Source organism: Alteromonas sp. ISO5 (genome assembly GCF_058105165.1).
In genome coordinates, this window is the sequence record NZ_CM176572.1 from 2,609,970 (window position 1) to 2,631,281 (window position 21,312).

Annotated in this window: 16 protein-coding genes; 8 read left to right on the plus strand and 8 right to left on the minus strand. The window is 50.6% G+C overall.

The genetic code is table 11. The annotated features are described in order from the left end of the window. Positions 1-55 precede the first annotated feature (55 nt). From AC2T0J_RS11755 to AC2T0J_RS11765, 3 genes are read right to left on the minus strand one after another with little or no spacing between them, the layout of a single operon-like run. Positions 56-1,945, minus strand: coding sequence for a phytase (locus tag AC2T0J_RS11755; RefSeq protein ID WP_489810293.1), 1,890 nt, complete (start codon positions 1,943-1,945; stop codon positions 56-58). Further along, the gene (locus AC2T0J_RS11760; RefSeq protein WP_489810294.1) at positions 1,942-2,943 is read right to left on the minus strand and encodes a purple acid phosphatase family protein; all 1,002 of its coding nucleotides are present in this window, start codon (positions 2,941-2,943) and stop codon (positions 1,942-1,944) included. The genes AC2T0J_RS11755 and AC2T0J_RS11760 overlap by 4 nt, the downstream gene beginning before the upstream one ends. Before the next feature lie 53 nt (positions 2,944-2,996). Beyond that, complete coding sequence (locus AC2T0J_RS11765; RefSeq protein WP_489810295.1) at positions 2,997-5,690, minus strand: TonB-dependent receptor; 2,694 nt, start codon at positions 5,688-5,690, stop codon at positions 2,997-2,999. A 312-nt stretch (positions 5,691-6,002) separates the two neighbouring features. On the opposite strand from AC2T0J_RS11765, the gene AC2T0J_RS11770 reads away from it, so the two are divergent. Continuing rightward, positions 6,003-6,905 carry a GGDEF domain-containing protein gene (locus tag AC2T0J_RS11770; protein WP_489806017.1) on the plus strand — a complete coding sequence of 301 codons (903 nt, stop codon included), beginning with the start codon at positions 6,003-6,005 and terminating at the stop codon, positions 6,903-6,905. Next, positions 6,905-7,909, plus strand: coding sequence for a helix-turn-helix domain-containing protein (locus tag AC2T0J_RS11775; protein WP_489806018.1), 1,005 nt, complete (start codon positions 6,905-6,907; stop codon positions 7,907-7,909). Before AC2T0J_RS11770 ends, AC2T0J_RS11775 begins: the two co-directional genes overlap by 1 nt. A gap of 58 nt (positions 7,910-7,967) precedes the next feature. Here AC2T0J_RS11775 and AC2T0J_RS11780 read toward each other — a convergent pair whose 3' ends face one another. After that, complete coding sequence (locus tag AC2T0J_RS11780; protein ID WP_489806019.1) at positions 7,968-9,203, minus strand: malic enzyme-like NAD(P)-binding protein; 1,236 nt, start codon at positions 9,201-9,203, stop codon at positions 7,968-7,970. Between the two features lie 323 nt (positions 9,204-9,526). Next, positions 9,527-9,739: a 50S ribosomal protein L31 gene (rpmE, locus tag AC2T0J_RS11785; protein WP_489806020.1), complete on the minus strand. Its 213-nt coding sequence runs from the start codon at positions 9,737-9,739 to the stop codon at positions 9,527-9,529. A 224-nt stretch (positions 9,740-9,963) separates the two neighbouring features. Here rpmE and priA point away from each other — a divergent pair, with 224 nt between their 5' ends. The 4 genes from priA (at position 9,964) to hslU (ending at position 15,065) form a co-directional block, all read left to right on the plus strand. Next, positions 9,964-12,156, plus strand: a complete 2,193-nt coding sequence (priA, locus tag AC2T0J_RS11790; RefSeq protein WP_489806021.1) for a primosomal protein N' — start codon at positions 9,964-9,966, stop codon at positions 12,154-12,156. Between the two features lie 120 nt (positions 12,157-12,276). Next, positions 12,277-12,858, plus strand: coding sequence for an SPOR domain-containing protein (locus AC2T0J_RS11795; protein ID WP_489806022.1), 582 nt, complete (start codon positions 12,277-12,279; stop codon positions 12,856-12,858). Between the two features lie 275 nt (positions 12,859-13,133). Then, the gene (gene hslV, locus AC2T0J_RS11800) at positions 13,134-13,658 is read left to right on the plus strand and encodes an ATP-dependent protease subunit HslV (RefSeq protein ID WP_123323762.1); all 525 of its coding nucleotides are present in this window, start codon (positions 13,134-13,136) and stop codon (positions 13,656-13,658) included. A gap of 72 nt (positions 13,659-13,730) precedes the next feature. Next, entirely contained in the window at positions 13,731-15,065 is a 1,335-nt protein-coding gene (hslU, locus tag AC2T0J_RS11805) for an ATP-dependent protease ATPase subunit HslU (protein WP_489806023.1), read from the plus strand. 62 nt (positions 15,066-15,127) lie between these two features. On the opposite strand, the gene AC2T0J_RS11810 is transcribed toward hslU, so the two are convergent. Genes AC2T0J_RS11810 through AC2T0J_RS11820 form a run of 3 tightly spaced genes read right to left on the minus strand, consistent with a single transcriptional unit; the run spans position 15,128 to position 18,790 of the window. Next, positions 15,128-15,370 (minus strand): helix-turn-helix domain-containing protein, encoded by a 243-nt coding sequence (locus AC2T0J_RS11810; RefSeq protein WP_123323764.1) that lies wholly within the window; start codon positions 15,368-15,370, stop codon positions 15,128-15,130. After that, positions 15,363-17,534 (minus strand): peptidase domain-containing ABC transporter, encoded by a 2,172-nt coding sequence (locus tag AC2T0J_RS11815; protein WP_489806024.1) that lies wholly within the window; start codon positions 17,532-17,534, stop codon positions 15,363-15,365. Before AC2T0J_RS11815 ends, AC2T0J_RS11810 begins: the two co-directional genes overlap by 8 nt. Beyond that, positions 17,531-18,790, minus strand: a complete 1,260-nt coding sequence (locus AC2T0J_RS11820) for an HlyD family secretion protein (protein ID WP_489806025.1) — start codon at positions 18,788-18,790, stop codon at positions 17,531-17,533. The genes AC2T0J_RS11815 and AC2T0J_RS11820 overlap by 4 nt, the downstream gene beginning before the upstream one ends. Positions 18,791-19,073: 283 nt before the next feature. Here AC2T0J_RS11820 and AC2T0J_RS11825 point away from each other — a divergent pair, with 283 nt between their 5' ends. Continuing rightward, on the plus strand, positions 19,074-20,618 hold the full coding sequence (locus tag AC2T0J_RS11825; RefSeq protein WP_489806026.1) for a hydroxymethylglutaryl-CoA reductase: 1,545 nt from the start codon (positions 19,074-19,076) through the stop codon (positions 20,616-20,618). Positions 20,619-20,733: 115 nt separating this feature from the next. Further along, a complete protein-coding gene (locus AC2T0J_RS11830; RefSeq protein ID WP_489806027.1) occupies positions 20,734-21,306 on the plus strand; it encodes a DUF4136 domain-containing protein in 573 nt (190 codons plus the stop codon). The last annotated feature ends 6 nt before the right edge of the window (positions 21,307-21,312 follow it).

The window sequence follows — 21,312 nt, forward strand, 5'->3', positions numbered from 1 at the left end:
GAAAGGTACTGTAAGCGTGCGAACCGGCCCACCATAGGAGGCCGGCCCGGGGAGATTAGCGTTTCTTGCGAATAAACTCAGCCAGTTTACTGCCGCTAATCAGTTTAAAGTTTTGTGGGGCGGTTGGCATAACGTTACGGCCATCCTGAACCACCATGAGTCCGTCAGGGAACTGCGGCCCAAGTGCCATTGAGGTGACTTCAAGACCGTCGGTTTCCGATACGCCATCAATCCGTCTGGTGCCGTTGATGCCTACCCGGAACGTTCCCAGTATGCGGTTACCATCACCAAGAGCATACACCGCAAACCGGCTGTTGCCCTGACTGGAGGCGACCAGGAAGCGTTCACCGTCGAGGCGGTAAATACCCATGCCTTCAATATCGGCCTCCACCTCTTGCCCCACAGAGGCGATGAGGCGCGGTGAGCTGAACGCTTGAGAGAGTGATTTCTGCCAGATGCCGGCAGCTTCTTCCCCCATATAGAGCATTTGATTAGCATCATCGACCACACATCCTTCGGGTTGACTGGGCAGGTTAAACTCACTGACGAGTTGTGCCAAGGGGCCATCCTCGGTAAAGGTAAAGGCATATTGCTGATAGCGACCGTCGGTATCATTAATAAACGTATGCAGCTGGCCATCGATAACCCCATTACATAAACCGTAAACATCCGATAAGGTGGTGGGGAGTTCGCCCGCGTGGGTCACCTTACCCGTGGCGGAAATGTAATACACCGATAGCGTTTGTGATGAACGGTTACTGGCTACGGCAATATCCTGCTTACCGGTTGGCGTATCAATCTGATAACGCACGTCCACATTATTGACCCGGCCGGTAGGCAATGATTGCAACTGCTCACCACTTAGCGAATACACATTGAGTCCGTATTTTTTATCGGTGCCTAAAACAAGGCTGGCGGCCGGGTTGAGACTGTTAACCCAGATAGCCGGATCATCCGCGGCATCGCCATAGCGGTTGACCGGCTCGGTTTGCACGTCAGCGCTCAGGGTATATACCGGTTCGGGAGCGCTGGGGGCGGGCGCGGTGTTGTTAAGCGAACCGGTGAATAATTTGCCGCTGGCTTCATCAAAAGCGCCAAGGTAAAGGGTGTCGCCGGCTACGGCGGCACTGACTGACTTAAGCTCACGTTCTGCGGCCAAGGGCCATTGGCGGTTACGCTGACCGCGCTCATAAATGAGCGGTTCGTCGGTCGCTACAACAAAATAGCGGCCATCGTCTAAGGCTGCAACCGACTCTAGTTCCGGGCCGGTGGAGAAGTAATCCAGACTACGGGTATTTTCGCCTTCTGCATTGGCACTGTAGTGCCAGATGCCAGTGCCTTCTTCAGCAATTAATAACGTGTTGCTCTCATCGATCACTGCACAAGACGACAGATCGGGCCCCACCATCATCTGTCGGACAGGTGTGATTTGCCAGTCCTGCCCGGTATTCAGCAGGTAATGAGACATTAATCCCCGGGCATCGGAGCTGAACAGGTATAGCGTATCGTCCTGACGGCTCAGACAAATCGTTTCCCGGTCGGCAATGTCAGAGGGCACCGATGCCCGTAAGTGAAATTCTCCGTTTGCCGTATTGAGCGTGACCAGGTGCAGGGCAGAAGTATTTTGATCAATGGCGGCAATGGCAATCACGTTGTCAGAACCGGGTAGCAGACGCCAGTCTGCCTGCGCAATATGGCCAGTAAACTGACTGAGCTGCTGACCTTCAGGCGAGAGCCAGAGAAGTCCCTCTGCTTCACTGGTGACCAGGTAGCCTTCGAGTGTGTTGATGACCACAGGTTTGAGGCTTTCACCCGCCACAGGGAGTGCACGCAGTGTGAGTGTTGAGGCGGGTTCAGTAGGCTGAGCACCGGTTGGGTCGCTGGCCGTACAGGCGCCCAGCGTGAGGCTTGCAATCAGCCCCAGGGTAAATTTAAGGGTTTTCATTGGGCTGACTCCCGGCTTTTATCCAGTGCATACTGATAGATGACTTCGCCTTTATCATCAATGAATTCAAGAGCGAATTGTTGTTGATTAACCCGTACAACGGCAAAGCCGGCGGAGGATTCGGCAAAAGTGGTAAATTCGCGCTGCGCCACCGGACGGATCTCAGAACCGCCACCCGACACAAAGTGCTCTACCTGGCTGCCGGCGGGTTGATTGTGTTGCAGATCGTGTTCGTGACCGGCGATATAGGCATCTACCTGATATTGTTCCAGCAACGGTTCTATTACGCCGCGCACTGCACTGGTTTTCCCGTAACGTTTGCCGCTGGAATAAAGAGGGTGATGGCCAATCACAATGGTCCAGTCGGCCGCTTTATTACGCTTCAGGGTCTGCTCAAACCAGGCCAACTGGGCCTGACTGTCCTGACGCTGGGTTTCCTGATATTTGGCCTCGTGCTGATAATCCGGATTCAGCGGGCTGGTATCCAGAAAAACGAGGTGCACTGTACCGCCTTCCTCTAGGGTGATCAGTTTGTCAAAATACTGAGCGGGCATATTCCAGCGGCGGCTGATATTTGAGTAGTCGATTTGAGCCTGCCAGTTACCCCGGTAATCATGATTGCCTAACACCACATACCAGTCGATGAACAGGTGCGGGCCATGATAAATATTCTCATAGGAGGTTTGCCAGTAAGGGTCATTCACCGAGGCAATGCCGTTATCATAAAAATTGTCGCCGGTGGAAATGATCATATCGGCATCAAACTGATAAGACGCAATATCCATCCATTTGGCCACGCTGCGCTGAGCAAAGTGACCATTGCGGCCCCAGTCGCCAACCACCAGAAAGGTGTAATCATTATCGGTCTTGGTTAATGAAGACGGGATCTGATTGGTCTGATAATAGTCCTCACCATAGACATCCTGTTGTGCAGACTGAACCTGGGTCAGTGGCGCGCATAGCAATGTGGTGAGCGTGAGTAGTTGTATAAGTTTCATTGAAAACCTTAAGATGTAGGCGGGCTCGGGCCCGCCTTGTTTACCGATTGAGCTTATAGCTGCCAGTTAAAACCAATTTCAAAGGTGCGGCCGTACTCTTCGTATTGGGCATTTTGACTGCGACGGTCGAAGTAGTGATAGTAGGGCTCGTCATTGATATTGATGGCGTTGAAGTAAACCGTCAGATCCTGGTTAATATAGTATTTACCCATAAAGTCGAACTGCTGGTGGGCATCTTCCATACGCAACATGTCACCGTCGATTTCTTCCAGGTTTTTGCTCTTGTAAGTCATGGCCAGACGCAGACTCCAGTCGTTGTCTTCGTATCCTACAGTAAGGTTACCAACGGTATCAGACTGGTTAGGCAGGCTGGTTTTGTATGCTTCGCCGTCTAGCAGGGTAGTGGCATCAGATGACGAGAAGGTACCGTTAGCAGAAAGCAGTAAGCCGTTATCAAAGGCTTTTACCCAGGAAAGCTCTAAACCGGTCAGGTCGGCAGTTTCGCCATTACGCGGCTGAATGACTTCGTCGTAACCTTCCCAGCCTTCCATACCTGCTACATCGGTGTAGATCACGAAGTTGTCGATTTGCTTATAGAATAAACCGGCAGACAGCACGCCTATCTGGCCTGGGTAATATTCAATCGACAGGTCAAAGTTGTCTGACTCGTACGGCAGCAATTGTGGGTTACCCACTTCGGCTTCACGTTCAGTGACAAACACACCATCGTCTTCTTCGGTTTTGCTTTCAATAATCTGGAAAGCGGCCGACTCTTCAAACCCAGGACGGGAAATAGTTTGGGTGTAAGCGCCACGCACAATCAGCTGTTCGGAGATGTTGTATTTAACGTTAATGCTGGGCAGGAAGTGATCGTAGTTACGCTCTGACTGCCATGGCGTGTTAACCACTTCTTCCACGTCAAGCTGTTCATCTTCAATCAGCTCAACACGCATACCGGCGGTATCAAAGTCGGTTTTCTCATAACGAACACCGGCTACAATATGCACATCGTTAATATCAAAGGTACCCATAAAGTAGGCGGCGAAGATATCTTCGTTGGTTTCGTAAGATGCACCGTTCGACTCCAGTTCAGAGTCCAGATCGGCCAGCTCCAGCGAACCACGGTTCTGGTTGAAGTAACTGCGCATCTCACCGCGGTTCAGACCAGGGCCAAAGTCACCCAATCCCCAGTCTACGTCACCGGCAGCAAACTGTGTGGGATCCATAGCATCGAAGTCACCGTCGTAAATGTAGATGTTACTGTCGACGGTTTTAGTGCGCGTACGGTATTTAACACCGGCTTTGATTTCGCTGAGATAAGGGTCTTCAGCAAAGGTTTTGCTCAGGTTGGCTTTAATACTGTTTTCAGTATCCTTCGCGTAGTTATCTTCAAAGCTGATTTCGTCGACTTCGTAGTTGCTGAAGTCATTCACTGACTCGGCGTAAGTAATAGTTGGGATAACGCGCTGCATATCACCATCAATGCTGTCATCTTCAGTGACAAAGGTATAGTAAAGTGCATCCGGCTCATCTTCGTCAGACCTGGCGTAACCAAGCTGATAGTCGAAAGTCCACTCGCCACGCACATGCTCACCACCGGCGGCGATGGTCAGGATAGACTGTTCTTCATAACGGTCTTTAGACTCACGTTCTACTTCAGAGTCTTCACCGTCAAACACAAAAGTATTGCGCTGACGGTATTCTTCGTCGGAGAATTCGCTGTACAGGGTGCGCAGGAAATATGAGTTATTGAAATCCGGGCGATAGTCGAGGTTAACCGCCGCGCCCAAACGCTCACGGGTAATGGAGTAATGACGTTGTTCAATTTCGTCATCGGCGTTGGATTCGATATTGTCTGAACCAAAATCACGTTTTAAGTAAGACAAGGCTGCCGCCACACCAAAAGTATCGTTCCACAAATTGGTGTAAGTACCGGAAAGCTTAGGGCTCATTTCATCGCGCAATTCGTTCTGGCTTAGTTGGCCCGATAAACTGGCGGTCTGACCTTTACGGTCGAAAGCGCTTACCGATTTAACTTCTACCGAACCACCGATAGCGTCGCCGTCCATATCTGACGTGACAGACTTAGAGACTTCCAGGGTCTGAATTAACTCAGATGGGATTACATCCAGAGCAACGGAGCGAACACCGCCCTCTGGAGAGGGCACGTTGAGGCCGTTGATGATCACGTTATTGAGGTTTGGGTCGATACCGCGGATCCCGACAAAGCGGCCCTCACCCTGGTCGCGTTCGATAGACAGGCCCGGCAAACGTTGCAGTGACTCGGCAGCGTTTTGGTCTGGGAACTGACCAATGGCATCGGCAGAAACAATGGATTTGATATTGTCTGCCATGCGTTGCTGATTGATGGCGCTGGCCTGGCCGCCGCGCTGACCGCGAACCATGACTTCTTCCAGTGATTCATTGGCGCCTTCCAGGGTGATTACCGGCGTAATGTTTTCTCCTTCGGTCAGGGTTATGTTGCGCGTGACTGGCTCTGCACCAAGGTAAGTCACCACCAGGGTGTAGTTACCGGCAGGCAGGTTATTGAAACGAAAAGTGCCATCACGGCGAGATTGGGTTTCTTTGCCTAATTCGGTAATTTCAATTTTTGCCCCGGCAAAAACGCGGTCCTGGCTACTGTTGGTCAGCTGGCCAATTAAGCCGGCATTATCCGCTGCCACCGAAACAAATGAGCAACAAACGGTACTGACAGCCAACGCCAGGCTGGATAGACGATTTTTCATGAGTGTTCTCTTAAGTTGTGTGTATGTGTTGGCGGCCACGGTAGAAAGCAAAAATGACAAATCGATGACGGCGAATGGTGCCATTGCCTGAAAAATGACCGCAAATACCCATTGATGCGCTTTTTTCAAATCCAGTGAGCTGAAATGACCCCTGTTCAACCCGTTGTTTCTCATTGAAAAAATGAAAATAAAAAGGCGGGAAGGGTAAAAACATCACACCAGTGTCATATTCCTGAGCCAGAATGACCCCTAAGATTATTGGCGTCTCAATTAACAATAGGCGCAGGTAAAATTGTTTTGCATGCGGAAATCATGATGGATTTTAGTTTATTAACACGTCACCGGGGCTTACTGGTATTTGTGCTGCTGGTGTTGGGACTGGCAGTGACATTATGCGTTACAAATGGCCAGTTGAAAGATATCGCAGAGGTCGAGTGGTTGGATGTCGTGGGCGAAGGCAGCATTTGTCTGCTCACTTTGTGCTGGATAACCGCGGTGATGATCAGCCGCCCGCCGGGCAAGGTCACGGCGTTGCTGGTGGCGGGCCTGTCCTTTTTTAACTTTTCCGCCATGCTTGACGTGTTCGATGAATTTACGTTTTACAGCGATGCTGCTCATTGGCTCAGTGTTGTGGAGTCTATTCCGGCTGCGATGGGAATGATTGTGATGAGCGTTGCGTTGTACTGGTGGCATCAGGAGCAGTTGGCGCTCAACAAACAGCTGCAACGCCGCGAAATGTGGTATCGCGCTCACGATCAAATTGATGTGATCACGCAGCTTTACCGGGCCGACTACTGGCGAGCACGAGCCATGGAGTTGCAGGAACAAGGCGTTAAAGCCGCCGTAGTGGTACTGGATATTAACGATTTCTCACAGTTCAACCTGCGCTACGGCCATGCCGAAGGGGATCGTTTCTTAAAAGAGATTTCACAGTTAATTGTGATGAACCTCAGAGCTGTTGACCTTGCTTGCCGTTATGCCGGTGACCGGTTTGTTATCCTGATGCCGGAAATTGCCGCCGATGAAGCCAGCGAGTTTGCCCGTCAGCTAGAATGCAGCATTCGCAACGTAGCATTTAGAAGTGGCGGCCAGACTACTGCGATTTTTCACTCAGTACGCAGTGTTAGTGCTCAGTTGCAACAGCAGGTAACCCTGGCTGAAATGATGGCCGGCCTGAATCGTCAGTTAGATGAGACGTCCCGGCAGGCAGCCTGATGACGCATAACGCTTTGCTGACCCGTACCGATAAAGCGCTGCCTGCCAGACAGCTTGCCCAGAGTCTGGTGCAGGTAGCTGTGGCCCGTGGCGCCCCGGAGCAAAAGCTCTTGCGAGGTACAGGAATATTTAGTGAAGACTTACTGACTGCAAAACCATTAAGCTGTAATCAACTGCAACGTCTTTGCGGTAACGCTACTCAACATTACAAAGGCTTCGACCTGGCTTTTCAGTTTGGTCATCATTTAGTGTCGGCTTTTGTTAACGATGCGTTGCCTTACTTTACTCATGCCCGTGATTTTGGCGAATGTTTGCGGGCGCTGCCCTCTTTTCAGACCCGGCTGTATCCTTTCATTTCAGCCTTTCGCTATGATGAAGACGATGCTTTACTGCTGGTATTGCAGGACGCCATGGGCAGCGGTAAACAATTCCGGTTTATGGCTGAAGCTTATTGTGCCGCGCTGGTGGCGCTAGCCCGACATTGCACCGGTAGACGTCTGGCGCTACACTTTTCTTTTCCTTTTTCGCGGCCAAGGCAGATTCAGGAATATGAGGAAGGACTGGGATTCAGACTGGCTTTTGACCAACCCTTCTTTACCATTAAAGTGGCAAGAGCAGAGCTGGCAACGCCGTGTTTACAGCCTAATCGAATGTTTAAGCAGTTTGCCCTGCGTCGCTTTCTGGAGCAGCGCGAGTACCGCGTAACTTTGCTTGATGCCGTGCGCTATCACCTGCGCCGCAGCACCAATGCAACCCTACCGGCCATTGCTGGTGAACTCGGCTTAAGCCCGGCGTCACTTAAGCGTAAACTGGCGGAGCACGACACTACCTTTAGTTTGTTGCACGATGATATTCGACGACAGCAGGCCATCTACTATTTGCAGGTGCAGAAACTCAACAACGAACAGAGCGCGTTGAAAATGGCCTTTACGGATATTACGAATTTCCGTCGTGCGGTGAAACGCTGGACCGGACTGACGCCGAGTCAGTTACGTGAGGTCTGAGATCAAAAAAAGCCATCGCTGAGGATGGCTTTTGCTGAGAATTGTATTGACTGCTTTGTTAATACTTCGGCATCTCTTCAAGGCGGGCCACACCCGAATCGATGGCTGCCTGAGCTACAGCCGTGGCGATCCTTGCACACAGGCGAGGATCCATCGGTTTAGGAATAATGTAATCCTTGCCGAAGGTCAGACTGTCTACATTGCTGGCTTTTAATACCGAGTCTGGCACCGGCTCTTTAGACACTGCGCGCAGCGCTTCAACCGCAGCCACTTTCATTTCATCGTTAATGGCAGAAGCCCGAACATCCAGTGCACCACGGAAAATAAACGGGAAACACAATACGTTGTTAACCTGATTAGGGTAATCAGAGCGACCGGTAGCCATAATTAGATCGGAACGGGTAGCCAGAGCCACTTCAGGTTTGATCTCCGGATCCGGGTTTGAACAGGCAAATACTACCGGGTTAGGCGCCATTAATTCCAGTGCCTCAGGTGGCAGTAAATCCGGGCCAGATACGCCAACAAAAATATCCGCGCCGTCCATTACGTCTTCCAGAGTGCGCTTGTCGGTGTTGTTAGCAAACAGCATCTTGTGCGGCGTGAGATCGTCACGGCGGGTATGAATAACCCCTTTGCGATCCAGCATGTAAATACGCTCACGCTGGGCACCACATTTTATTAATAATTCCATACAAGCAACGGCAGCAGCGCCGGCACCCATGCACACAATTTTTGCATCGCCAATTTCTTTGCCCTGAATTTCCAGCGCATTAAGCATACCGGCGGCTGTTACAATCGCGGTACCATGCTGGTCATCATGGAAAACCGGGATTTTGCAGCGTTTGATCAGTTCCTGTTCAATCTCGAAGCATTCCGGCGCTTTAATATCTTCCAGATTAATACCGCCGAAGGTATCAGCAATATTGGCAACTGTATTGATAAATTCTTCGGTGGTACGGTGTTTTACTTCGATATCAATCGAATCAAGCCCGGCGAAGCGCTTAAACAATAAAGCCTTACCTTCCATAACGGGTTTTGAGGCCAGTGGACCGAGGTTACCTAGCCCGAGGATAGCGGTACCGTTACTGATAACGGCGACCATATTGCCTTTCCCGGTATAGGTGTACGCGGCGTTTGGATCTTCAGCAATTTCGCGGCAGGGTTCCGCTACGCCGGGGCTGTAAGCCAGGGCGAGATCATCAACACTTTCTGCCGGTTTGGAAAGTTCTACCCGGATTTTGCCCGGCGTAGGTTTTGCGTGGTAGTCGAGGGCACGTTGGCGAAAATCTGACATTTTTGTAAGTCCTGTAATTTTTATCTTGTAAGCCAGTCGCTAGGTTATTGTTATTATAAGCGAACTGTATCACAGCGCATGTCATATGGCATGGTATCTATCAACTAAAAAAGTGATAACACCTTACAAACTTGTGAATGCTATCTAACATAACGCGAACAGGCTTTGAACGCCACGTTGCCGAAGAAATAATCGTAATTTGTTTTACTTATAGAAAATGGCTTTACCATTACTGTAATCAATTAACATAATGATAAAAAACAGGCATGAAAAAAGCGCCTCTAGGGCGCTTTTTCTTCAAGGCTTTTTCTTCAAGAGCGGGCTTATTTTTTGCCCAGTGCGCCAAAACGCTTCTTGAAGCGGTCAACACGACCACCGGTGTCAACGTTACGTTGCTTACCAGTGTAGAAAGGGTGACAAGCTGAACATACGTCCAGGTTGATGTCTTTGCCCAGTGTTGAACGAACTTTGATTTCGTTACCGCAAGAACAGGTGGCAGTAATTTCTTCGTATTTAGGGTGGATATCTTGTTTCATGGGATTACCTCAAAATAAGGCCGTATCGCTAACCAACCCGAAGTTGGCCACCATACGTGACTAATTTTCACTACAAGCGACATACCGCCTGCTTTTTAGAGCGGCGCATAGTAATGGATGCTGAATAATCAATCAAGTATTTTCGTGCAATACTTTGCTATCCGCATGTTAGGATAACGGCTATTTAAAATCAGCCTGATAATGTCTTTTGTTCAAAGTTCACTATGCCAATCATTGATGTAGCCGTTCCGGTCCCCCTTCGGCAAGCCTTTAGTTATACCTGCGAGCAAAAGCTGGAACCGGGTGTGCGAGTGAGTGTGCCCTTTGGTCGCCGCCAGTTAATAGGGGTAGTAACGGCAAGTTTCGATGACCCGGTCGACAAGACGGAATCGGAAATTAAACTAAAAGCGGTAACCGAAGTCCTTGATGAGCAACCGCTTTTTGATGCCACATTGCAGGCGTTAACCCAGTGGCTTGCTAGCTACTATCATCATCCTATTGGCGAGGTCTGGGCAACCGTAATGCCCTCGCGGTTGCGCAAAGGCGCGGCGTTGAGTGATAGCGTTTCGGCGTTAACCTTAACCGACGCCGGACATGCAGAAGCGCAAACGCTTACTTTACGGGGTAAAAAACAGCTCGAGTGCATTGCGTTGCTGGCACAAGGGCCTCTGGCAAGTGAAGAAATCAAAACCAAGTTTTCTAATGTGGTGTTAAAAGCGCTGGCAGATAAAGGGTTAACCACTGATACCAGCATTCGCCTGACTGAAAAGCAGGACTGGGCGTCATTCAGTCTGCAGCAAACACCGCCTGTCGCTTCTACCGAGCAGGGCGTAGCGATTGCGGCCATCAACCAGCAAGCCAGCCATTTTGTGCCATTTTTATTGGACGGTGTAACGGGTAGCGGTAAAACCGAAGTGTATTTGCAGGTGATTGAGCCGGTACTTAAACAAGGCAGGCAGGTGCTTATTCTGGTCCCTGAAATTGGCCTGACACCGCAAACGGTAGGACGTTTTGAACGCCGCTTTGGTATTACTGTTGGCGTGTTGCACTCACAAATGACTGATCTGGCTCGGGTGAAGGTCTGGCAACAGGCACGGCGCGGAGAGGTGGGGATCGTCATTGGTACCCGTTCGGCTATTTTTACGCCGCTCAAACGACCAGGTATGATCATTGTGGATGAAGAGCATGATGAGTCTTTTAAGCAACAGGATGGCTTACGCTACCATGCAAGGGATCTGGCGGTTAAGCGCGCCCATACCGAAAACGTACCATTGATTCTGGGCAGTGCCACGCCATCATTAGAGAGCCTGAATAACGCGTTGAATAGACGCTATACCCATTTAACCTTGAGTCAGCGGGCCGGAGGTGCCAGTCACACCCAGTTAAAGGTGCTCGACTCACGGGATCAGCCGCTGCATGCCGGCATAGCTCAGGGCCTTATCAGTATTATGCGCAGCCATCTGCAGCAGGGTAATCAGGTATTGGTGTTCTTAAATCGTCGCGGTTTTGCACCTGCAGTGCTGTGCCATCACTGTGGTCAGACGGTCGATTGCAAAAGCTGCGAGCGGCCGTTTACCTATCATAAATCCCAGGGGCGGTTACAGTGCCATCATTGTGGTGCTAGCCGGCGAATGCCGCAGCAGTGCAGCGAATGCCATAGTCACGACCTGCAAACCTCAGGGATAGGTACCGAGCAGTTGGAGCAAGGGCTTGGTCAGCTTTTCCCCGATGTAAAGCAAGTGAGAATTGACAGCGATGCGGTGAAAGGCAAAGATAAGCTCATCACCCGTCTTGATGAAATCAATGCGCGCAAGTATCAGTTGCTGGTGGGTACGCAGATCCTGTCGAAGGGGCATCACTTTCCTCATGTTACGCTGGTGGTCGTGCTCGACTGCGATGGCGCGTTATTCTCGGCCGACTTCCGGGCTGCAGAAAAGCTCGCGCAGTTGATTACGCAGCTGGCAGGTCGCGCAGGTCGCGCCAGTAAACCGGGCGAAATGTGGCTGCAAACCGACAACCCCGGCCACCCACTGCTGCAGGATCTCATCAATAACGGGTTTGCTCATTTTGCCCGCCAGGCATTACAGGAGCGTAAGTTGGGGGCTTTACCCCCGTATAGCAGTCAGGCAATTTTTCGCGCTGAAGCCCGCGAAGCCGGACTTGCCGCTGACCTTTTACAGCAAATACGCGATTGCTATCGCCCCAGTGTGAACGCAGCAAAAGGGCAGTTTATCGGGCCATTGCCCTGCTTGATTGAGAAACGCCAGGGGCGTTTTCGCTACATGTTGGTATTACAGAGTCAGCAGCGTGCCGCGCTGCATGGCTGGATAAAGCACCATCTGAAAGAAATAGAATCTTTGCCTCTGGCAAGTAAGGTACGGTGGAGCCTGGATATTGACCCGGTCGACCTGAGTTAAGAGTGGTTACTGGTAAACTTTCAGCGTTAACTACACTTTAAAGCAGCATTTTTGCCAAAGAGCAGGTACACTGCCTGCAGATAATCATCATCATCCACACAGGGAAATCGAAACAGCATTATGTCTCAACGCGATTACGTTTCTCGTGGACGTGCGCCACAAAAGAAAAATAACAAGAAAACAAAAAGCAAAACGACCGCCAAACGAGGCCGCAATCAGCAGGAACCTCAGGTAACCGTGCCATGGGTAACAGTGGTCGTTGTCGTGGCTTTGTTACTGGGCTTTGCCTGGTTCCTGTGGTCAATTAAAGATAATGCCGACCCGGATACCGCGCAACCGCTTACAGTTGAGCCCGCGCCTATCGAAGATGAGTTACCCGAACTACCCGAAGAAGAATGGGAATATATTAAGACCCTGCCGGGTTACGAGGTAGAAGTAGAAGTCGCCGAACAGGAAAAATCCGACAAGCGCTACCTGATGCAGTGCGCCTCGTTCAGAACCCGCGCTCAGGCCGATGAAATGCGCGCTAAAATTGCGTTTCAGGGACTCGAAGCACAGATCCGGCACAGTGATGGCGCTAATGGCGAATGGTTTCGTGTGATCCTTGGCCCCTTTGACGCCAAGCGCGACGCCGAGCGTGCCAAGCATGCACTACGCAAAGTGAACATTACCACCTGTCAGATTTGGTTCTGGAATTTGTAAATGCTTAGAGCCGGCACCCGCCGGCTTTTTTCGCACGGCCCTTCGGGAGCTTCACTGCGCTTATTACTTCGTTATGCTGGTTTGAAAGATAGACGACATTCCTTCACCAACAGGCCTTGTATTGCAAGCGCTGTGATAGCTCTGAAACGTGTATTTTTGAGGTGATACGGATATATAAGTCTTGAAAAATCGCCAGGCTCCCCCACCTACTACTCATTGTCAACGCACAGACCGTGAAACGGCATGCTGTGCCAAACCACTACAGTGGAGTAAACGTGACTACAATAGTATCAGTCAGACGAGATAATCAGGTTGTCATGGCCGGCGATGGCCAGGTGTCATTGGGCAATACCGTAATGAAAGGCAATGCCCGCAAAGTACGCCGCCTGTATCAAAATAAAGTATTAGCCGGTTTTGCCGGTGGTACCGCCGATGCGTTTACCTTATTTGAACGCTTTGAAGCCAAACTGGAGCTGCATCAGGGCCATCTGACCAAAGCGGCAGTTGAGCTGGCCAAAGACTGGCGTACCGATCGCATGTTACGGCGTTTGGAAGCCTTACTGGCGGTGGCCGATGAAACGGCTTCTTTCATTATCACCGGTAACGGCGATGTGGTGCAGCCAGAGCAGGATCTGATTGCTATCGGCTCGGGCGGTAACTATGCCCAGGCCGCGGCCACGGCGTTATTGAATAACACGCAGTTAACGGCACACGAAATTGCCACCCAAAGTTTATCTATTGCCGGCGACATTTGTGTGTTCACCAACCATAATCAAACGGTTGAAGTACTCGATTACTAAATGAATTGTGTTGGCAGTGGCCTGGGGGCGGCTGCCATACTGACTACCGTCAGTTTTACATAAGGGTTAATTATGTCTGAAATGACACCAAGAGAAATTGTCCATGAACTGGATCGTCATATAATCGGCCAGCAAAGCGCTAAGCGCGCGGTCGCCATTGCACTGCGTAACCGTTGGCGCCGAATGCAGTTAACGCCAGAGCTGCGCCAGGAAGTCACACCGAAAAACATTCTAATGATTGGCCCAACGGGTGTGGGGAAAACCGAAATTGCCCGCCGCTTGGCCAAGCTGGCTAATGCACCGTTTATCAAGGTTGAAGCGACAAAATTTACCGAAGTAGGGTACGTGGGTAAGGAAGTCGAAACCATCATTCGTGACCTGGCTGACATTGCGGTAAAAATGACCAAAGAGCAGGAAATGGAAAAGGTGCGTTATCGCGCCGAAGAAGCCGCCGAAGAGCGTATTCTGGATATCCTGATCCCGCCAGCGGAAAATGCCTGGGGTGAAAAAGAGCGGTCGGAAGATCGCGGCACCCGTCAGTCTTTCCGCAAAAAGCTGCGTGAAGGCAGTCTGGATGATAAAGAAATCGAAATCGACGTCGCTCAGCAGCAAATAGGTGTAGAGATCATGGCACCGCCGGGGATGGAAGAAATGACCAATCAGTTGCAGGGGATGTTTGAGAACCTGTCTTCTTCTGGTTCACAGAAGAAGAAAAAGAAAATGCGCATTAAAGATGCCATAAAGGTGCTGATTGAAGAAGAAGCCGCGCGTTTGGTTAACAAAGAAGATCTTAAGGAAAAAGCCCTCGAAGCGGTGGAACAACACGGCATCGTATTTGTAGATGAAATCGATAAGATCTGTAAGCGTGAAGGCGCTAACTCGGCCGATGTCTCCCGCGAAGGTGTACAACGTGACTTATTGCCTCTGGTAGAAGGATCCACGGTCTCTACCAAGCACGGCATGATCAAAACCGACCATATTTTGTTTGTGGCATCCGGTGCTTTCCAGATGAGCAAGCCGTCAGATCTGATCCCCGAATTACAGGGCCGTCTGCCTATTCGCGTTGAACTCTCGGCGCTGAAAGTGGAAGACTTTAAACGTATTCTAACTGAGCCTAATGCATCGCTTACCGAGCAGTACATAGAGTTGATGAAAACCGAAGGGGTAACCGTTGAGTTTGCCGAAAGCGGTATTCAGCGTATTGCCGAAGCGGCCTGGCAGGTGAATGAGAAAACCGAAAACATCGGTGCCCGCCGTCTGCACACCGTGCTGGAACGTTTGATGGAAGATATCTCTTATGATGCTTCAGAAAAGCAGGGCGAAACCTACATCATTGATGCCGATTACGTCAATCAGCACCTTGAGAGCCTGGTGGATAACGAAGATTTAAGTCGCTTTATCCTCTAAGCCCGAATAGACAAACCGGCCGGTACGTCTGTACCGGCCAGGCTTTACCTGCCGCACTCCCATTACACTGTGGGAATTTGTGTGTACAGCGTTCTGAAATAGCGGGCCATCAACGCTGCCCGGTTACGGATTTCCAGCTTGCGGTAAATATTAGCGCAGTGAAACTTAACCGTTCGCTCACTGATAAACAATTGCGAAGCAATGGTTTTGTTTGGTAAGCCTTCGATAATTTTATGCGCCACCTGAAGTTCACGTTTAGACAACTGTTCCAAATGTTCAGGGCTTAATAACTCTTGATCAAACATGATGATCTCCTTGTTGAGTGGGGGTTGGTAAATCAGGCGTATAATTAATGGCTACTTCCGTCAGCTGGCCGCCTGCCAGGTGATACCGCTGATGGGCCATTTGAATGGTTTCGCGCCGATGGGCAATAACCACCCGGGTCATAGGTAAACGGGAAAGCTGTTGATTGATAAGCTTTTCACTGTTGGCATCGAGATGGCTGCTGGCCTCATCGAGTAACAGCAGAGCCGGGCGCTGATATAACGCCCGGGCGAGAAATAAGCGCTGTCGCTGGCCGCCGCTAAAGTTAGTACCCCCTTCCTGGAGCAGGGTGTAATACTGCATCGGCAGCCTGCTGATGGTGTCATGCAGGTTGGCCAGTTGGCAGCATTCTATTAATCGGGGCATGTCGATATGTTGCTGAAAGCCACTGACATTGTCGATAACGGTGCCGGACAGACACACATCATCCTGCATCACGGCGCTGATCCGCTGACCGGGATCGCGACTGTTGAGCGGTTTATCGTCAATCAGAATCTGGCCTGAGGTGGCCGGCAGCAAGCCGGTAAGGCATTTGGCCAGGCTGGACTTGCCGCTGCCGCTTACGCCGGTGATTACCACCATCTGCCCTGGTAACACTGTCATATTCAACCGCTCGAATAGCGGCGGCTGCCCCTGATAGGCAAAACTTAAATCCTGAATCGTCAGCTTGTGCGCGACAGGTAAATGGTTCGGCGGACAGCAAGATGTTGGGGCCAGTGAGGCAAAGTCCGCCGGTGTTTGCACAATGTCTGCCAATCTGTCGAGGTGCACGCGCAATAAGCGCCACTGGAGTAATTGCTCAAGCAAACCGTTTATGGCTGAGTTAAAGCGGTTCTTGTAACTGGTAAATGCGTACAACATGCCAACGGTAAAAGCTTGTTCCATGACCAGTGTGGCAGCAAGATAAACCACCAGCAGGTTTTCAATACCAAACAGGAGCAGGTGGACAATGCTAAAACCCATGTCCCAGCGGCGTAAGCGAATATCGCGGTTTAAGGTATCGGTAAGTAGATGTTGCCAGCCATGTAACCGGAAGGATTCTAGCCTGAGCATTCTGATTGACTGAATGCCCCTCAGCGTTTCTATGAAGTGGCTGTTTTCCTTTGCGGCACAGGCGATTTTTTCTTGTTGTAAACGCTGCACAGGGCCAAGCAAAATTAGTCGCAGGGCAAGGAATAAAAACGCGATGCCGACCACAACCAGCATAAGCTTGAGGCTGTATAGCGCCATTAATATCAGTGTGCACAGCATGATCAGGGTATCTAAAATAAGCGCGACGATGCCCTGACTGATAAACCGTCTGACTTCCTGCAAACTGCCAAAGCGAGCCACCATATCGCCGATATGACGCTGCGAAAAATAACTGAATGGTAGCCGGATCAAGTGGGTAAAGACATTTACCGAGAGTTGCTGGGCAAGGTGCCCAGACATAGAAATACCGGCTGTCTGGCGGGTAAGGTTGGTGATCGCTTCCACTACAATCAGCAGGAAGAAGCCCAGAAACAGTACATTCAGTAGCGAGGCATCGTTATTCACAATAACGGAGTCGATAACCAGTTGCATGTAATAAGGTGATGCCAGTGCAAAACATTGCAACAACAATGACAAGATAAACAGCACCAGCAAGGAGCGCTTAATCCCCACGATACGCTGCCACAACTGACTGAGCTTCAATGGCTGGCGCAGGTTTTGTGGTCTGAAGTTACTGCCTGGCTGCAGCTCCAGGGCAATACCGGTAAACGCGTCACTGACCTGCGGCCAGGTAAGGCGGCGTTTGCCACATGCAGGGTCCTGAATCTCAATGCCCTTCGCTGTCACCCGGGTTAACACAACAAAGTGCTGCATATTCCAGTGCAGAATGCAGGGCAGTCGCAGGTCGGCCATGTCTTCTGGTTCCAGCTTTAATGCCCGGCTGTTAAGGTTTAGTGAGTGTGCAAAATCAATAAGTTGTTTGAGGTTAGCACCTTGCTGGCTGAATGCACGTAAACTGCGGAGATGGGCTAAATCTATATTGAGCCCGTGATAACCGGCTACCATGGCGATACAGGCCAGACCGCATTCGGCGTTTTCGGCTTGCAATATCTGCGGTGTAGCGCGGCGCCAGCCTAGCTGCAATGGCAGTTTGAATAGCATCGCGGTGCTCATATTACACCTCCACGCAGTTCATATAGTGGTTCGAATAACCACTGCATCAGGTTGCGTTCGCGAATGGCTATTTCAGCGGCAAAGGTCATGCCGGCTCGCAGTGCAATACGTTGATTGAAATGTTCAATACTGGTGGTTTGCAGGGTCGCCTTCGCCAGATACACCGGGGTGTTGATTGCCAGCGGTTTTTGCGCGACCTCCTGTGGCAGCAACAGGTGTGCTGATACTGAATCAATGGTGGCTGTATAAGTGCCAAATTGCGTATGCGGAAAGGCATCGTAGCGTAAACTGATGGATTGTCCCGGGGATATCTGGCCTGCCGCGGCAACCGGAATTAACAGTTGCGCGGAGACCTCGGCGTTAAATGGCATCAGAGAAAGCAGCGGCACGTTACTTTGTATGCTTTGGCCTGGCTTTGCGTTGAGGTTGGTTACCCTGCCATCTATTGAAGCGGTAATAATGATTTCCTGCTGACTGTATTGCTGATCCAGGCTTTTTTGCAGCTCACTGATTTGGTTTTCGATATTCAGCAGTTGTAACTGATGGGCATGTTCCGCTTCGCGAAGGGCAAACTGGTTGTCTTCAATGGCTTGTAAGGTAGCAATCCATTCACGTTCAAGATTCTGACGCTGATAGGTTTCGTCGATTCGCTGGGTCTTTAAAGTTTGCAATTGCTGGCGACTGGAAAACCCCTGGTGGGTTAATTCAGTGAACGACTGAATTTGCTTATCCAGTAAACCCATTTTGTCATCCAGCAACAGGCGCATGGCGGCGAGGCGAGAGCGGTCCTCGGTCAGTCGTTCGGTCGCTTTAGTCAGGCGTTGCTGTTGGGTGGTGAAGCCCTTCTGAGTAAGCCTGTACTGGCTTTGCAGGCGCTCAATTTGGGTGTCGAGCTCCTTAATGAGAGCGTCATTAATACTCTGGCCGTTATGTAAAATTGCGTCCCGGGTCAGCCTGATAAGTGGCGTGCCTTTTTGCACCTGTGCGTTTTCGTTAACCAGTACCTCGCTGACAATTGCGCCGGATGCCGGCCCGTAAACCGGCGTTATACCACGGGCGGGCTCCAGCCAGCCTGTTACAGTTTGGGTATAGGTGTAGCGTCCTGCCAGTAGCCAGCTCATCACACCAATTAACCAGCTACATAGCAGCACGGTAATCATAAGAGTGGGCAGTCTGGGCTTGAGTAATATTGCTCCATCGATTTTTTGCTGCTGTGAAACGACGGCCTGTTGGCGAAATAATGTTTGGCTTTGCATGGCGTCCATTCCTGCTGTGGTTGATGATTCAACCTTATGCCTGAGTAGGCTTATTCACGGTGAAGGTCAGGCCCGGTGCGCTTTTTGGGGGGACGATGGCCGGCAGGTGTCTCAAAATGCAAGTGCATGTCTCATTTGTGCAAGCCATTGAAACACTGGTCTAACAATTGTTGCAGGTCAAATAAGAACTGACGGCGGCTTTCCTAATGTGGATGGTTAATATATTGTGGTTAACAAAGAAAGTTCTACACTTGATGTATGTTTTGCCAAGGAAGCCGTAGTTATGTTTATACCCAGTATTTTGCTCCGCCAGTTGTATACCCATGGGAGCCTGACGCAAACGGAAGACGGTTTGCAGTTTATGCTTAAAAACCGGCTTAAAGATGCCGTGCTCAAACAGGTAGACAGTATTGCCATTAACGGAGAAGTCATCGCGCCTGAAAATGTTACGCTGCAGGTTGGCCCCGAGCAAATCATGTCGATGGCAGAGCTGAATGAAAGCGGCGAAGTCCCCTTTGAACTCAAGCAGGCCATTACGGTTTACTTAAATAAAACCCTGCCGGTGAGCCCGGAAAAACATACTATTGAACTGGTATTCAGAGCGTCACCTTTTGGCAAACTGAAATTCAGTGTGGAAGATAACGTGTCGGCACCGAATCTGGCCGAAGGGCATATTCCCCGCGATCCCCATGATGATTACTCGCCGGGGATTATTGAAAAGCGGCAGAAATTTTTTGAGCATTTCTCCGGCGCCAATATCCATCATGTTGGCCAGTATTCTATCGATCCAAACACTCTGCGCGGTAATATTGAGCACTTTATAGGTGTGGCCCAGGTGCCGGTTGGTGTGGCGGGGCCGGTCACTATTGACGGCGAGCATGCCAAAGGCGATTTTTTGATCCCTATGGCAACCACTGAAGGTACTCTGGTGGCGTCCTATAATCGCGGCATGAAGTTGCTCAATATGAGCGGTGGAATAAAATCCACGGTGGTCGATGATGCCATGCAACGCGCCCCGGTATTCGTTTTTTCAGATGCCCGCGGCGCTCGGGACTTTGTGGCCTGGGTTAACGAAAATATCGATAAAATCCGTGAGGAAGCCGAAGCTACGTCATCCATTGCTAAACTGACTTACGTTGATAGTTTCCTGTCAACCAAGTTTGCCTTTTTGCGCTTTAATTACCGGACCGGTGATGCGGCCGGGCAGAATATGGTAGGGCGCGCCACGTTTGCCGCCTGTGGCTGGATCCTCGATCACTACGAAGGCATCGAAAACTTTTATCTGGAGTCCAACTTCGCTACCGATAAGAAAGCGTCGCAAATTAATATCATGCGTACCCGGGGGAAGCGCGTGATTGCTGAGGCAACCATCAAGCGCGAGCATCTGCTGTCGGTAATGCGGGTGGATCCTAAACAGATTGATTACCATGGGCGGGTAGCGGGCGTCGGCTCCTTTTTATCGGGCGTCAATAATACCGGTTTGCACTCACCCAATGGTATCACCGCCATGTTTATTGCCACCGGGCAGGACGTAGCCAATGTGTCGGAGTCGTCAGCCGGTATTATGTACTCTGAACTTACCGAGGAAGGCGATTTATATATCTCACTGACCATCCCGTCGTTAATCGTGGCTACGTATGGTGGCGGTACCGGCATTGGTACCCAGCGCGAGTGCCTTGAATTACTGGGCTGTTATGGCCGGGGTAAAGTGTATAAGTTTGCCGAAATTGTAGGCGCGGTGGCGCTGGCCGGTGAAATTTCACTGGCCTCGGCAATCTCCAGTTCTGACTGGGTGTCCTCGCATGAGCAGTATGGCCGCAACCGTTAATTTATCGGCTTTTGATCGGGAGGGCTGGCCCTCCTGGTTGGCCGTAGTTCCCGGCTAAAACGATCCGAACACCCCGTTTACTCCGTTAACAAGCTAACTAAACCGGACGGTTATCATGATGAATGACAATAAGGCTCGTACGTCTTGGAGCTACTGCGTAGCGCTGGTGTTTCTATTTTGCGGTCTGCTGGCCGGGTGTACCAGTAACAAGCCACAAATAAAAATGCGTGAAGAGACTAACTTTGCCGCGCTGAAAACGTTTTATGTTCAGCCACCGCTCAACTCATTTAATCCCACCTTAGAGCAACATATGGCGTCTACCATTAGCGCCGTGTTGCAAGGCAAAGGGCTGACGGCAACAGACGAAGCTGCGGCTGATATAAGAGTCGGCTTTTTTCCATCCAACCGCGTGGAAGAGGGGGGCTCGTCGGTAAGCATCGGGCTTGGCACCGGTGTGTTTGGCCGTTCAGGCGGCATTTCACTGGGGAGCATCTTTAGTGTGCCGGTGGGTGAGCAGGTGACCGAATACCAGAATCTGCAAATTGAAGTGGTGCAAAACGGCGAGTTTATTTACAGCGCTGCAGGCAGTGCAGAGATCGAATCCAGTGATAGCATTACCGTACAACAGGCGTTAACCGAATTGGTCGAAGCTCTGTTACAACCTTTCCCCGCTAACCGCGCAAACTAGCTGCGA